Origin of the sequence: Flavobacterium sp. GSP6, from assembly GCF_003984855.1 — a bacterium.
Taxonomy (GTDB): Bacteria; Bacteroidota; Bacteroidia; order Flavobacteriales; family Flavobacteriaceae; genus Flavobacterium.
This window is the reverse complement of the sequence record NZ_RYDO01000018.1, coordinates 1-13,835: the sequence shown is the minus strand read 5'-3', so window position 1 is coordinate 13,835 and position 13,835 is coordinate 1. Positions and strand designations below refer to the sequence as shown.

14 protein-coding genes are annotated in these 13,835 nt (G+C 33.6%); 12 read left to right on the top strand and 2 right to left on the bottom strand.

The genetic code is table 11. From position 1 onward, the window contains the following. Window positions 1-5: 5 nt before the first annotated feature. The 4 genes from EKM03_RS13680 to EKM03_RS13665 all read left to right on the top strand — a co-directional run bounded on the left by EKM03_RS13680 (window position 6) and on the right by EKM03_RS13665 (window position 3,947). Complete coding sequence (locus EKM03_RS13680) at window positions 6-386, top strand: YchJ family protein (protein ID WP_126562029.1); 381 nt, start codon at window positions 6-8, stop codon at window positions 384-386. An 89-nt stretch (window positions 387-475) separates the two neighbouring features. Continuing rightward, on the top strand, window positions 476-1,594 hold the full coding sequence (locus tag EKM03_RS13675) for a VWA domain-containing protein (RefSeq protein WP_126463317.1): 1,119 nt from the start codon (window positions 476-478) through the stop codon (window positions 1,592-1,594). Between the two features lie 84 nt (window positions 1,595-1,678). Then, on the top strand, window positions 1,679-3,142 hold the full coding sequence (locus EKM03_RS13670) for a magnesium chelatase (protein ID WP_126568674.1): 1,464 nt from the start codon (window positions 1,679-1,681) through the stop codon (window positions 3,140-3,142). Window positions 3,143-3,353: 211 nt separating this feature from the next. Further along, window positions 3,354-3,947, top strand: coding sequence for a 2OG-Fe(II) oxygenase family protein (locus EKM03_RS13665; RefSeq protein ID WP_126463313.1), 594 nt, complete (start codon window positions 3,354-3,356; stop codon window positions 3,945-3,947). Window positions 3,948-3,967: 20 nt separating this feature from the next. On the opposite strand, the gene EKM03_RS13660 is transcribed toward EKM03_RS13665, so the two are convergent. After that, on the bottom strand, window positions 3,968-4,963 hold the full coding sequence (locus EKM03_RS13660; RefSeq protein WP_126563669.1) for a metal-dependent hydrolase: 996 nt from the start codon (window positions 4,961-4,963) through the stop codon (window positions 3,968-3,970). Between the two features lie 175 nt (window positions 4,964-5,138). Between EKM03_RS13660 and EKM03_RS13655 the strand changes: the two genes are divergently transcribed. The 7 genes from EKM03_RS13655 to EKM03_RS13625 all read left to right on the top strand — a co-directional run bounded on the left by EKM03_RS13655 (window position 5,139) and on the right by EKM03_RS13625 (window position 11,205). After that, a complete protein-coding gene (locus tag EKM03_RS13655; protein ID WP_126553507.1) occupies window positions 5,139-6,038 on the top strand; it encodes an MBL fold metallo-hydrolase in 900 nt (299 codons plus the stop codon). A gap of 150 nt (window positions 6,039-6,188) precedes the next feature. Beyond that, window positions 6,189-7,043, top strand: coding sequence for an EamA family transporter (locus EKM03_RS13650; RefSeq protein WP_126562025.1), 855 nt, complete (start codon window positions 6,189-6,191; stop codon window positions 7,041-7,043). 481 nt (window positions 7,044-7,524) lie between these two features. After that, window positions 7,525-8,235 (top strand): PepSY domain-containing protein, encoded by a 711-nt coding sequence (locus EKM03_RS13645; RefSeq protein ID WP_126463305.1) that lies wholly within the window; start codon window positions 7,525-7,527, stop codon window positions 8,233-8,235. Window positions 8,236-8,282: 47 nt separating this feature from the next. Then, window positions 8,283-9,152 (top strand): DUF2911 domain-containing protein, encoded by an 870-nt coding sequence (locus tag EKM03_RS13640; RefSeq protein WP_126463303.1) that lies wholly within the window; start codon window positions 8,283-8,285, stop codon window positions 9,150-9,152. A gap of 610 nt (window positions 9,153-9,762) precedes the next feature. Further along, window positions 9,763-9,972 (top strand): helix-turn-helix transcriptional regulator, encoded by a 210-nt coding sequence (locus EKM03_RS13635; RefSeq protein ID WP_126463301.1) that lies wholly within the window; start codon window positions 9,763-9,765, stop codon window positions 9,970-9,972. A 2-nt stretch (window positions 9,973-9,974) separates the two neighbouring features. After that, a complete protein-coding gene (locus tag EKM03_RS13630; protein WP_126463299.1) occupies window positions 9,975-10,289 on the top strand; it encodes a HipA N-terminal domain-containing protein in 315 nt (104 codons plus the stop codon). Further along, on the top strand, window positions 10,282-11,205 hold the full coding sequence (locus EKM03_RS13625) for a HipA domain-containing protein (RefSeq protein ID WP_126740609.1): 924 nt from the start codon (window positions 10,282-10,284) through the stop codon (window positions 11,203-11,205). The genes EKM03_RS13630 and EKM03_RS13625 overlap by 8 nt, the downstream gene beginning before the upstream one ends. Before the next feature lie 181 nt (window positions 11,206-11,386). Here EKM03_RS13625 and mnmE read toward each other — a convergent pair whose 3' ends face one another. Further along, a complete protein-coding gene (gene mnmE / locus EKM03_RS13620) occupies window positions 11,387-12,775 on the bottom strand; it encodes a tRNA uridine-5-carboxymethylaminomethyl(34) synthesis GTPase MnmE (RefSeq protein ID WP_126740608.1) in 1,389 nt (462 codons plus the stop codon). A gap of 177 nt (window positions 12,776-12,952) precedes the next feature. Here mnmE and EKM03_RS13615 point away from each other — a divergent pair, with 177 nt between their 5' ends. Further along, window positions 12,953-13,777: a universal stress protein gene (locus tag EKM03_RS13615; protein ID WP_126740607.1), complete on the top strand. Its 825-nt coding sequence runs from the start codon at window positions 12,953-12,955 to the stop codon at window positions 13,775-13,777. Window positions 13,778-13,835: the final 58 nt, after the last annotated feature.

The following is a 13,835-nucleotide window of genomic DNA, read 5'->3' as shown; positions in this document are numbered from 1 at the left end:
AAAGAATGATCAAAAATAAATGTTATTGCGGTTTTGATAAAAATTTCCAGGATTGTTGTGAACCCATTATTAATGGAGTAAAAAAAGCGACTACTGCGGAGTCTTTAATGCGTTCCAGATATTCAGCTTATGCAACGCATCAAGTAGATTATTTGTTAGCCACGACCCATATTACGGTGAGAAAGCAGTATTCTAAATTTGAAATTCTAAATTGGGCCACCTCAAATAAATGGCAGCAATTGGAAATTATAGAATCCACAGAGAACACGGTAGAATTCAAAGCTCATTTTTTAGACACCAAACTTCATAAACAAATTCATCATGAATTTTCTACTTTCAAACTTGAAAATGGATGTTGGTTTTATGTGGACGGACAATTTTTTTAGGTAGCTTTTTTTGGATTTTATCGTTTTTAACTAAAAATTAATAAATGTTTGTATAGCATACATTTTTTATTGGTGTAATTTTATTGGCTATGAAAAATGACACTAAAAAAGGTTTTTATTTCAAGCAATACGAAGCCCCCTTTCAGTCTCCGTTTGATAAGCTCTTTGGTATTTTCAAAGAATTAATTACACATACTTCAGGAGATTTTGATGAAGCAATCGACTGGTTACGGGAATTGGACAAAGAATATAAACTCACTGATGAACACTACAGTATTGATGATTTTATTGAAGATTTAAAGAAAAAAGGATACATCCGCGATGAACTTAAAGAGGATGGAACTGCTGGAATTGGTATTACTGCCAAGACGGAGCGTGCCATTCGGCAACAAGCCTTGGACAATATTTTTGGTAATCTGAAACGCTCCGGAAGCGGCAATCACAAGACTAAACATTCCGGAAACGGTGACGAACATACCGGGGAATTTCGGGAATTTCATTTTGGTGACGGACTCGAACGAATTTCCTTGACCGAAAGTTTACGCAATGCCCAAATCAATAACGGAGTAGCAGATTTTATGTTGACCGAAAATGATTTAGTTGTCGAAGAAACGCAATATAAATCACAGATGAGTACTGTTTTGATGATCGACATCAGCCACAGTATGATTTTGTACGGTGAAGATAGAATTACTCCCGCCAAGAAAGTAGCAATGGCTCTTGCTGAATTGATTACGACACGTTATCCAAAAGATACTTTAGATATTCTGGTTTTTGGAAACGACGCTTGGACCATTGCAATTCGGGATCTACCGTATTTAAAAGTGGGTCCTTACCACACCAATACAGTTGCCGGTTTACAACTAGCCATGGATATCCTGCGCAGGAAACGAAACACCAACAAGCAAATTTTCATGATTACCGATGGGAAGCCAAGTTGCGTCCGCGAAAAAGACGGTTCCTATTATATGAACAGTAACGGACTCGACGAATATATTGTGGATAAATGCTACAATCAGGCGCAGCAAGCCCGAAAACTACACATTCCAATCACCACATTTATGATTGCGAATGATCCGTATTTGCAAAAATTCGTCAATAAATTCACCGAATCAAATCAAGGAAAAGCATTTTATACCGGATTAAAAGGACTGGGTGAAATGATTTTTGAGGATTATGAAACCAATCGTAAAAAGAGAATAAAATAGTAATTAGTCACAGTCTCAGTTGTCAGTTCGAGCGCAGTCAAGAACAAATTGACAGTTAACAATAATAACAATTTTAAAAGCAATATGAAAATAGAAAATATAAAAACTCTCGGAGAATTAAAAAAATCAGGTTACAAAAGTATAAACATCAAAGATGAGTTGCGTACGAACTTAAGAAATAAAATTAAATCAGGACAACCAACTTTTGAAGGTGTTCACGGTTTTGAAGATACCGTAATTCCGGAACTAGAACGTGCTATTTTGTCGCGTCACAACATCAATTTATTAGGGCTTCGTGGTCAAGCCAAAACCCGATTGGCGCGCAAAATGATCGAATTGTTGGACGAATACATTCCGTTTGTGACAGGTTCCGAGATTAATGACGATCCGTTGCAGCCCATTTCTCGTTTTGCCAAAGATATTATTGAAACTAAAGGCGATGCAACTCCCATTTCCTGGCTACACCGAAGCGACCGTTTTTTCGAAAAATTAGCTACGCCGGATGTAACCGTTGCAGATTTGATTGGAGATGTCGATCCAATTAAAGCAGCAAATTTAAAACTGTCCTATGCGGATGATCGTGTGATCCATTTTGGGATGATTCCAAGAGCGAATCGTTGTATTTTCGTTATCAACGAATTACCGGATTTACAGGCGAGAATCCAAGTAGCACTATTTAATATTTTGCAGGAAGGCGATATCCAGATTCGTGGATTCAAATTGAGAATGCCCCTTGATCTGCAATTTGTATTTACAGCAAATCCAGAAGATTACACGAATCGTGGGAGTATTGTAACCCCATTAAAAGACAGGATAGGTTCTCAAATCCTGACACATTACCCGGAAACCATTAAAATTGCCAGAACCATTACAGAGCAGGAAGCAAAGCTGGACGCCACACAAAATAATATGGTTTACGTGCCTTCGTTAGCGAGAGATTTATTAGAACAAATCAGTTTTGAAGCAAGAGAAAGCGAATATATTGATAACAAAAGTGGGGTGAGTGCCAGATTGAGTATTACCGCTTTTGAGAACTTATTAAGTACTGCAGAAAGAAGGGCTTTGAAATCCGGAGTAGATAAAACAACGTTGCGATTGTCTGATTTTATGGGAATTATTCCTGCTATTACCGGAAAAGTCGAATTGGTTTACGAAGGAGAGCAGGAGGGAGCCGCCGCTGTAGCACAACATTTATTGGGCGATGCGATCCATACTTTTTTCCCTGCATATTTTCCAAAAATCGAAAAATTAGAGAAAGAAGGTGTCAAAAATGCCTACACGGATATCATCGAATGGTTTTTTGCCGAAAGTGGTTTCGAATTATCAGACGATTGTTCTGATGAAGAATACGAAAGAATATTAGGAAGTATTGTTCCTCTTGAAATTTTAATCAAAAAACACCAACCGCAACTGGAAAAAGAAGATAAATTTTTCATGAAGGAATTTATTCTTTGGGGATTGGTTGAATATAAAAAACTAAGCAAAGACCGTTTTTCTAAAGGGTATCAGTTCAAGGATATTTACGGAAGCTTTATTAGTAAATTGTAAATAACATACGTTTTTTACACTATAAGTCATTTAAGGAATCACTATTGTGTAGTTCCTTAAATGACTTTTTTGTTTGAAAATTGATCTATTTTTGGCGTTTTTTTCTAGAGAATAAAGTAAGCGTCCCATTTATTTATTTCTTTATCGGCGTTACTGATTTTTATTAGTCTACCTTGCCTCATTGACCGTCTAAGCAGTCAAAAAGAAAGACATGGAAAATAGCTTTGAAGCCTTGATTGCTACTTATATTGAAAATAAGGTAGGCATATCCGAACATTTTTTGAGTACCGATTTAGCTAATAATCTAAAACAAAATTTGATTGTTTTAAACCAAAATAGTCTGTTGACGGAAGCAGGAATTGGTAACGCAGAAAAGGTTTCTTATGATGGTGCAATACGAAGCGATTCCATTTATTGGTTGGATAAAAAACACAACAACGCATTCGAAAATGAGTTTTTTGCTCAAATAGAAGCTTTTATTATTTATTTGAATGAAAGTTGTTATGCTGGAATAACGGGATATGAATTTCATTATTCGTTGTATGAATCGGGCGATTTTTATCTCAAACATTTGGATCAATTCAAGAATAATCCCAGCCGAAAATACTCTATGATCAGTTATCTGAACAGCAATTGGCAAGAAAGTGACGGTGGTGAGTTGCTGATTCATCAAGCTAATAACAATCAAAAAATAGCCCCAACTCAAGGTAAAACAGTTTTCTTTAAGAGTGACGAATTAGTTCATGAAGTTTTGGTCACCCAAAATACCAGAATGAGTATTACGGGATGGTTGAAGAGTGATTAATATTTCTAAAAAAAAAATACTCAGTTTCCCTTTATCCGCGTAACTATTTTTTGAAGTAATCGCTTTCCGTCCCTTTTGTCTTTAGGAACTTCAACCGCTTTTAGTTCCGTTTTGCTTGCAATAAATTGATAGCTGAAAGCAAATTGAGGGTTTTTTGAATCGTCATTTAACAGTCCAAAGCGCAAATCATTGAAATATAAAGATTGATTTTTTTTAGAAATAATATACCAGCCTTCGCTCGCTTTTTTTAGTTTTTCAAAATCTGAATTTCCTTTTAGCTGCGATTCTAGAAATTTATTTTTGCTATAAGCAGTAAATAAAATGGGTTGCGTGTCAAAAAGAGAGTAGTCGCCTAATGCGTAATTGTTTGCTGTGGCTACGTTAGCATTCCACAAAATGAGGTTGAAAGCGGTGGGTTTTACGATGATTTCAGAATACTGAATTTTTTGTTTTGTTAATGCTTTTTCAAATTGGTTCAAGGCATATACTTTTATAAAACAGGACAAAAGGAGATACGCACTACTGATGGATAATCCTCTAATTATATATTTTTTGCGAAGTACTGCGTTTTTTGTTTTCCAAGTCACAATCAATGTAATAATTAGTGGAATGGTGTACAACGGGTCAATTACAAAAATGGTTTTTAACGCAAATCTATAGTCTAAAGGCCATAAAATTTGTGTACCCCAAGAAGTGAACATGTCCAATAACACATGGGTAAACAAACACCAAAACGCCATACGAGTTGCCTGAAAAAAGTTGATTTTATCTCTTTCTATTTTTGAAATAATCCAACCCAAAACAGGCGATAAAAATAGAAAAAGAAAAAGAGAATGACTGATGCCGCGGTGAATCAGGATGGCATCTACAGGATTTAAAAACAATCCCACTACAATATCTAAATCGGGAATTGTGCCCAGAATTGAACCATATAAAATTGTTTTATTTTTGAGCTTTTTGCCTGCGCATACTTCGGCAATGGCAATTCCTAAAGCAATTTGAGTAAAAGAATCCATTCTGTAAAAGTAGCTGAAATCAATAGATATCTTGATGACCAGTAGTAAATGTTTGGTGTGAATTACACTTTTTTTTATTGTACTTGAAAAAGTATCTTAAAATAAAACTATACTGATCAGTAGAGATTTTAAAATAAATATGTGCTATCTTGTCCCATAATAAATAAACCAAGCTATGTATAAAATTCATACTATTGATTTACACTTTCAATCCGAAAAACATTCTATTGGTGCTTTTTTAATTGAAACCGAAAAAGGTCCGATACTTATCGAAACCGGACCGGAATCTACTTGGGAGTATCTTGAAAAAGGAATCCAGAAGATAGGGTATGAGATCAAAGATATTCAGCATGTATTCCTGACGCACATTCATTTTGACCATGCCGGAGCAGCTTGGAAATTGGCACAAAATGGCGCTAAAATATACGTACACCCCATTGGAATTCCACATTTAGCTAATCCAGAAAAATTATGGAATTCGGCCAAAATGATCTATACCGATAAGATGGAGCTTCTTTGGGGGACAATGGAATCTATCCCAGAGCAACAATTGATTGGGGTTACGGACGGTGATGTTGTAGACTTGGGAGATATTCAAATAAAAGTATGGTATACACCGGGTCATGCCGTGCATCATAATTCGTATCAAATTGAGGATGTGATATTCACTGGGGATGTGGCCGGAGTAAAAATAGGAGATGGTCCCGTTGTTCCTCCTTGTCCTCCACCGGATATTAATATTGAATTATGGAAACAATCCCTTAGAAAATTAAAAGATTTAAAGCCCAGAGCCTTGTATTTAACACATTTTGATTTTCAAAAAAATCCGGATGAATTACTATCAGGATTAGAAATAGTTCTGGATGATTGGGCTAGTTTTATCAAACCTTTTTATGACAATCAAACTCCGCCAGAAAGTATAGTTCCTCAATTTATGGAATACACCCGAAAGCAGTTTTTGGACAAAGGACTCGATGCGGAAGAAATTCAAACCTATGAGTTTGCTAATCCAAGCTGGATGTCTGTAAATGGTTTATTGCGGTATTGGAAACTCAAAGAACAAGGAAGGATTTAAGATTGCCATAATTTGATGGCTAAATTCTCCTTTTGTACTACTGAAACCGGATGCGTACTATTCTTGTTCTGGAAATATTACTTTCAATACTTTCATAAAAGAGCAAAAGGAAAGACAATAAATGGTAGTTTTACCCTCTAAAAATTCGCTATGCTATTTCTTGTTTTAAGTATTATTTGCAGTGTCACTGTGGGAGTGTTGTTTAAAATGGTTCGCGGATATGAAGTCAGTCCTATTCAAATTGTTGCTTGGAATTATGTATTTGCGCTTATTCTTTGTTATTTTTTCTTCAGTCCAAATCTTACCAATATTGGCACTTTAGCACCTTGGGGAATTTATGTTTCTCTTGGGGTTTTGTTGCCAGCAATCTTCCTTTTTTTGGCGGCTTCAATCAAACAAGTAGGGATTGTAAAAACGGATGCTGCTCAAAGGCTATCTTTGTTTATTCCTATTTTAGCGGCTTGGCTGGTCTTCAAAGAGGATTTTACTATCCTAAAAATAGCGGCGCTTTTGGCAGCATTTCCAGCGCTGTTGCTAATCCTTGCTAAACCTTCTGAAAACACAAAAAATAAATGGATCTATCCTGCGGTGGTGCTATTAGGATTTGGAATTATAGACATCCTTTTCAAGCAAATTGCCCTTCACACCACTTTACCATATACAACGTCATTATTTGTAGTTTTTGGAATTGCGTTGTTTATTATGATTGGCGCTGTTATTTATAACGTGATGATAACTAAAGTCTCATTAAACTTCAAAAATATTATTTTTGGTGGTATGGTAGGTATTTTCAACTTTGGAAACATACTCTTCTATCTAAAAGCGCATAAGGCTTTCGCTGAAAATCCTTCAACGGTTTTTGCCGGTATGAACATGGGTGTAATAGTAATGGGAAGTCTTGTTGGGATTTTTATTTTTAAGGAAAAACTAACTAAAATGAATTTTGCTGGACTTTTTCTAGCTTTAATAGCGATTGTTTTAATCGTAATCTCGCAGATCATTTAAAGAATAAGTTGCAACTAAAAGAGTTTTCATATACAATTTTTGGTTTTTTTGATTGCATTTAAGGCAAAAGTATCCGATCTAAAAGCGGATCTACAGTCGAATCAAAATTCCATAAAAAAAAGGTTTCATAAAAAAGTGATATTTTTTGCATTTAATTTTACAGAATCATTGTTTTTTTTATAATTTACCGTATAAGTAATAACCATGGTATAATGTCGTATTTTAAAATCAGGATAAAATTATGTAACAATCTGATTTAAAGCTGTTTTACTTAAAGTTAATTCTTTTGACTTTACGACTTTTAAACTTTCGACTTACTTACAATAAGTTATTGGTCCGAAACTGGTGTAATGGAATAGAAAATTAAGCACTAAATATTCAAATATATGTTGTTTTATATAATTGCAAGTTTAATGCGATTTTCAAGGTTGGTTCAGTTTATTTAACAATTTCAAAAATAAATAAATAAATAACAAGATAAATGATTAAAGGAAAAAAAGCAAAATGGATTAGGAAGTCTCACCGATATTTAGGGATATTTTTGGGTCTTCAATTCTTAATGTGGACTATTAGTGGACTATATTTTAGTTGGTCAAACATTGATGACATTCATGGAATGCAATTTCATAAAAAAGGAATTGTTGCTGAGTCGTTTTCAGGTTTAATTAGTCCTTCACTTCTTCATCCTTCGATAGCAATTCAATCTATCGAATTAAGGAAAATAAATAATCAACCTTTTTATTGGGTGAATGAGAAGATGCTTTATAATGCGAAAACTGGAAAATTAAAAAATGGGATCTCTAAAAAAGAAGCATTGTCAATTGCAGATAAATACATTATATCGGGTTTAAAAGTAAAAGAAATACAACTCATTAAAGAAGTAGGGAAACACCATGAATATAGAGAGCATTTACTACCTGCCTACGTTATTTCATACCAAGAACCGGATAATTTAAAAGTTTATATTTCAGTCAATGACGGAGGTTTTCAGACGATTAGACATAGAAATTGGCGATGGTTTGACTTTTTATGGATGACCCATACCATGGATTATGAAGGTCGAGATAATATGAATAATATTGTTTTGCGACTATTTTCATTGTTAGGGTTAATAACTGTTTTAAGTGGTTTTTTACTTTGGTATATCTCTTCGCCTACCGTTAGAATAATCTGGAAGAAAATAAAAAAATAATTTAACATAATAAAACAAACCATAAAATCAATTTAAAATCAAAAACTATGAGAAAAATAATTCTAATACATTTCTTTATTTTACAAGCATTAGTAATTTCGGCACAAGAAAAAGTTCAAATAAAACTAACTTCGGCAAGTCCATCTGCATCATTTGAACAAGAATTGGGTAGCACAATGATTAAAGTTTCTTACAGCAGACCACTAGCAAGAGGCAGAAAAATATTTGGTGAATTAGTGCCTTTTGAAAAACTTTGGCGAACTGGCGCTAGTGATTGCACTTTAATAACTACTAACGAAGATATTGTATTTGGAAATACTACTTTAAAAATGGGTAGCTACTCAATATTCACAATACCTTCTAAAAAGGAGTGGACAATAATTGTAAATGCAGATACAACATTACACGGCGAAACTGGATATGATGCCAAAAAAGATGTTTTTCGTTTAACAGTTCCTGTAGAAAGCATATCTAATTTCTATGAAACATTTACAATCGAAATAAATGATATTAACAGCAAAGGAGAGGGGTTTCTAAAAATAATATGGGAAAATTTGATGATTAAAATTCCATTAAAAAGTAAAGCAGATGAAACTATTTTAACAGTAATAGATAAAAACATCATTAAAGAAAAAACCCTTGATGCTAATTTATTATTTCAAGCAGCAAACTATTATTACAGTACAAACAGAGATTACAAACAAGCAGTGGCTTGGCTTTTAGAAGCCGCGAAATTGGATCCAGATAATTTTTATTATCCTAATTTGAGACAAAAAATAGCAACGGAATTAAAAGACTATCCAAGTGCAATTGAAGCAGGTAAAAAAGCTTTATCTATAGCAGAATTTAAAAAAATGAAAAGTGTAGAATCACTCAAAAAACAAATTTTAGAGATGGAGTTACTATTGAACAAATAAATTAATTTTAAATCAAAAATTATGAAAATGAAACACACAACAGAAGAGCATACACAAGAATCAAGTTTAACTATGTACAAAAAATTGACGATTATGATAGTGGTGTCATTTATAGCTATGTACATACTAATGTATTCAATGGTAGATATTTTATCTATATTTATAAGGGGTTAGAAGGGTAGAGGTGTACAAAAGGAGTCCTGATTTTGATCAAGTAACTATCTTTAGTGTTAGTAAAAACAATTTGTATTTTTTATTCATTCAAAAACTGCTGAGTTCTATACTTTGTTTTTATGATAAAAAACGTTCTTTCTGTGATGGAAAAAATATTGAAATGAATCGCTTAGCTTTTGACAACTTTTCTTCAATTTTGTTATATACAAAGCTAAGTTGCTTTTCATTCAAGTCTAACACTGATACAAATTTATCATTTATATTTTAGTTAATTTTACCGCCTTAACAGTAATTCGTCCTTTTGTTTCTTTAATTAGATGCTATGTCACGTCCTAATAATGATTTTACTGCTATAACAGTAAAATGATAAATTTTTTAATGATTTAAGCCGTGCGTGTTATTAAATTGTATATTTTTACCGCTAAAACAGTATATAATGAATGATTTTGATTTAGGTGCTTTAATTAAAGACCATCGAAAAAAAGCAGGACTTACACAGCTTGAACTAGCCGACTTAGCTGGAGTAGGCAAGACCACTGTTTTTGATATTGAAAAAAATAAAGAGACAGTTCGTTTGAATAATCTTTTTGCAGTACTCCGAGTGCTAAATATTAAAGTAGAATTCAAAAGTCCTTTAAATAAATAATTATGAGAAGAGCAATTGTATTTGCACACGGAAAAAGAGCTGGAATTTTAACGGAAATTGCTGCTAACGACTATCATTTTGAGTACGATGAAAATTATGATGGCGAAGCGGTTTCATTGACTATGCCTACAACTCAGAAAAAATATAGCTATACATTTTTTCCACCGTTTTTTGAAGGGCTATTACCTGAAGGTGTAATGTTAGAGGGATTACTACGTATTGTCAAAATTGACAAAAAAGATTACTTCTCTCAACTGATAGCAACGGGAAATGATTTAGTGGGAGCAGTAACGGTTAAATTGATGGAAGATGAATAGATGTCCTATTACGTATGACTTGTGTGGTACAGATAAGTACAGTAAAAAAGGATTACGCATGATAGCTCCTAAGCTGGCTTATTTAAATGATTTACCTTATACAGCTGTTGAACTTCGTCAGGAAGCCGCAAATAGAGCTAAAAAGCTATCCATTCAGGGAGTGCAACCAAAGCTTAGTGCGGCTATTTCAATAGTGGATCAAGAATTTAAAATTGTGGACCAATTTGGAACGTACATTATTAAGCCACAAAATGATTTATTTCCACAATTACCGGAAAATGAAGATGTAACTATGCGAATGGCGAAAGTGTTTGGTTTAGAAGTGCCATTTCACGGGATGCTATATGGCAAAGATGGTAGTTTGTCTTATTTCATTAAACGTTTTGACCGCTACGGTAAAGGAAATAAGTTCGCAACAGAAGATTTTGCTCAATTGACTGGGAATACAAGAGACACAAAGTATCGTTTTACGATGGAAAAATTGATTCCTGTACTTGATGAATATTGTTCATTTCCCGCAATTGAAAAAGCTGATTTTTTTAAAAGAATTCTTTTTTGCTATCTGACCGGAAATGAAGACATGCATTTGAAAAATTTTTCGCTAATTACCAAAAATGGAAAAACAACACTGACACCTATTTATGATTTTCTAAATTCTACAATAGCGATTAAAAATCCTGACGAAGAAATTGCTCTAACTTTGAAAGGAAAAAAAAGTAATTTAAGAGCAACTGATTTTATAGATTACTACGGCAAGGAAAGATTACAACTCAACGAAAAAATTATAGCAAGTATTCTCGAACAAATGAAAAAAGCAACTCCTGAATGGAAGGAGCTGCTTGAAATTTCTTTTCTTACTGATAGAATGAAAGAGAAGTATTTGGAGTTGTTGGAAAGTAGGGTAGGGATGTTTTAGTAATCTCCGCAAAAATGCGGTGAATAAGCAACTTATTCACCGCATTCATTAAATTTGATTAACAGGTAGTTTTTGAAGTGTAACAAATGTATGAATTAAACTTAATAGAAGAAAACTAAAACACTGCTAAATCAATGGGAGTCAACTAATAGAAAGCAAAGTAAAGTTAAAGAAAGTGCTTTTATTTCCCGATGCAGAAATTAGCAAAAATATTCCCTAACAATTCGTCATTAGTTACTTGTCCCGTAATCATTCCAAATTGGTACAAAGCTTCCTTAATATCTAATGCCATCAAATCGGAGGACAAGTTCGTTTCAAGACCAAATTTTACTTTTTGTATTTCATCTAACGCTTTTAATAAGGAATCGTAATGTCTGGTATTCGTTACAATTGTTTCATTATTTCGTAATGCTCCGGTATTGACAAATGAAAGTAATTGATTTTTTAAATCCTCAACGCCTAGTTTCTCTTTTGCAGAAATCAGTAAGATTTCAGGAATTTCTGATTTCAAATTTCCTATTTCACTTTCTTCTAATTTATCGGCTTTGTTACCAATGATTACAAGAGGTTTCAACGGAAACTGGTTTTTAATTTTTTCCAGTTCCACTTTTAACTTTAAACCAGAAACTTTAAACTCGGAACTGTCAAATAGAAAAACGACAACTTGCGCTTGTTCAATTTTTTCAAAAGTCTTACGAATCCCGATGCTTTCTACCACATCTTCCGTTTCCCGAATTCCAGCCGTATCAATGAATCGAAAACCAATGCCGCCAATCACTAACTCATCTTCAATGGTATCACGTGTCGTTCCCGCAATTTCCGAAACAATGGCGCGCTCTTCATTCAATAAAGCATTCAAAAGTGTCGATTTACCTACATTGGGTTCGCCCACAATAGCTACAGGAATTCCGTTTTTAATCACATTTCCTACGGCAAATGAATCGATTAATCGTTTTAGGACAAATTCGATTCGGTTCAGTAATTCATGAAATTGGGTTCGGTCAGCAAATTCTACATCTTCTTCGGCAAAGTCCAATTCGAGTTCGATTAGTGATGCAAAATTCAAGAGTTCTTCTCTTAATTTTGCTATTTCATTAGAGAAACCGCCACGCATTTGCTGCATTGCAATTTGGTGTGAAGCTTCATTATCTGATGAAATTAAATCGGCAACAGCTTCTGCTTGGGACAAATCCAGTTTTCCGTTTAGAAATGCTCTCAACGTAAATTCGCCAGGATCTGCCATTCGACAGCCTTTTCGAAGCAATAATTGAATAATTTGTTGTTGTATATAAGTAGAACCGTGACAGGAAATTTCGATCGTGTTTTCGCCAGTATAGGAATTTGGTCCTTTAAAAATGGAGACCAGGACTTCATCCAAAGTTTTGGAACCATCCATTATATGCCCTAAATGTAACGTATGCGTTTTTTGGGTTGTTAATTCTTTGTTTTTGATGGATTTAAAAATAGAATTTCCAATAGCAATGGCATCTTGTCCGGAAATCCGAATTACGGCTATAGCACCCGCTCCCGAAGGAGTTGCCAGTGCCACTATGGAATCGTGAGGTATCATATTTAAAGTCAATTTGGTGTAAAAGTAAGTAAATTTGACATGGCTACAAGTCTCTTGTAGTAAACCATTAAGGTTATTTTTTGTTAAAAATTAGCCAAAGTGATAATTATCATACTATTTTGTTTTTTGTTTTGTAAATTTATATAAATAATTAATTTGCAATAAATTAACTATAGTATGAAGAAAATCTTATTTCCTACCGACTTTTCGGAAGTGTCTAAAAATGCGTTTATCTATGCATTGAAATTGGCAGAATCTATTAATGCTGAAATAGTTACAATGCATGTGTACCAATTTTCACAAGCCAATTATGTTAATGTTTCTAAGTATTTACATGAAATTTATGAGGTTACAGAACTCAGTAATTTTGAAAATTATAAAGATGAAGTGCCACTTTTAAGAAAAATTGCGGAAGCAAATAATTTAGGTCATATCAAAATAAGCCATGTTTTGATTTTGGGAAATTTGGTTCCCGAAATTAAAAAAATAACCGAGAATGAAAATTTTGATTTCGTAGTTATGGGTACTAAAGGCGCCACTGGTATAAAGGAAACTTTTTTCGGTACGATAGCCACAAAAGTAATGAATGATGTCAAAGCATTAGTTTTGGCAATACCGGAGCATTGTACATATCATCCTATTGAAAAAATACTGTTCATTACACAATATAAATTGGAGGACACAGGGTCTTTTGTAAGAGTTCTGTCTTTGTCCAAAATATTTCAAGCACATATTGATTGCCTGCGTGTCGAGTCTCCGCATCATGAAGTTAAAGAGGACAGTAGAGAAGATTGGAAGGTATTAGTAGAAAATAATGGAGTTACATTTCACTCCATTAAAGGAGAAGATGTAGAAGGAATTATTTTAAATTTTATCGATTTGCATAAAATTAATTTGATTGCAATGCATGTGTATCACAGAAATTTCTTTGAGAAACTTTTCGAAATTAGTCTTTCAAAAAAATTAGCATTTCATATCAATGTACTGGACATGCTAACTTAGCCATCACATTAAGTTAAGAAATAATCTTAATTTTAGCCTATGAAACAAGTCCGCAAAA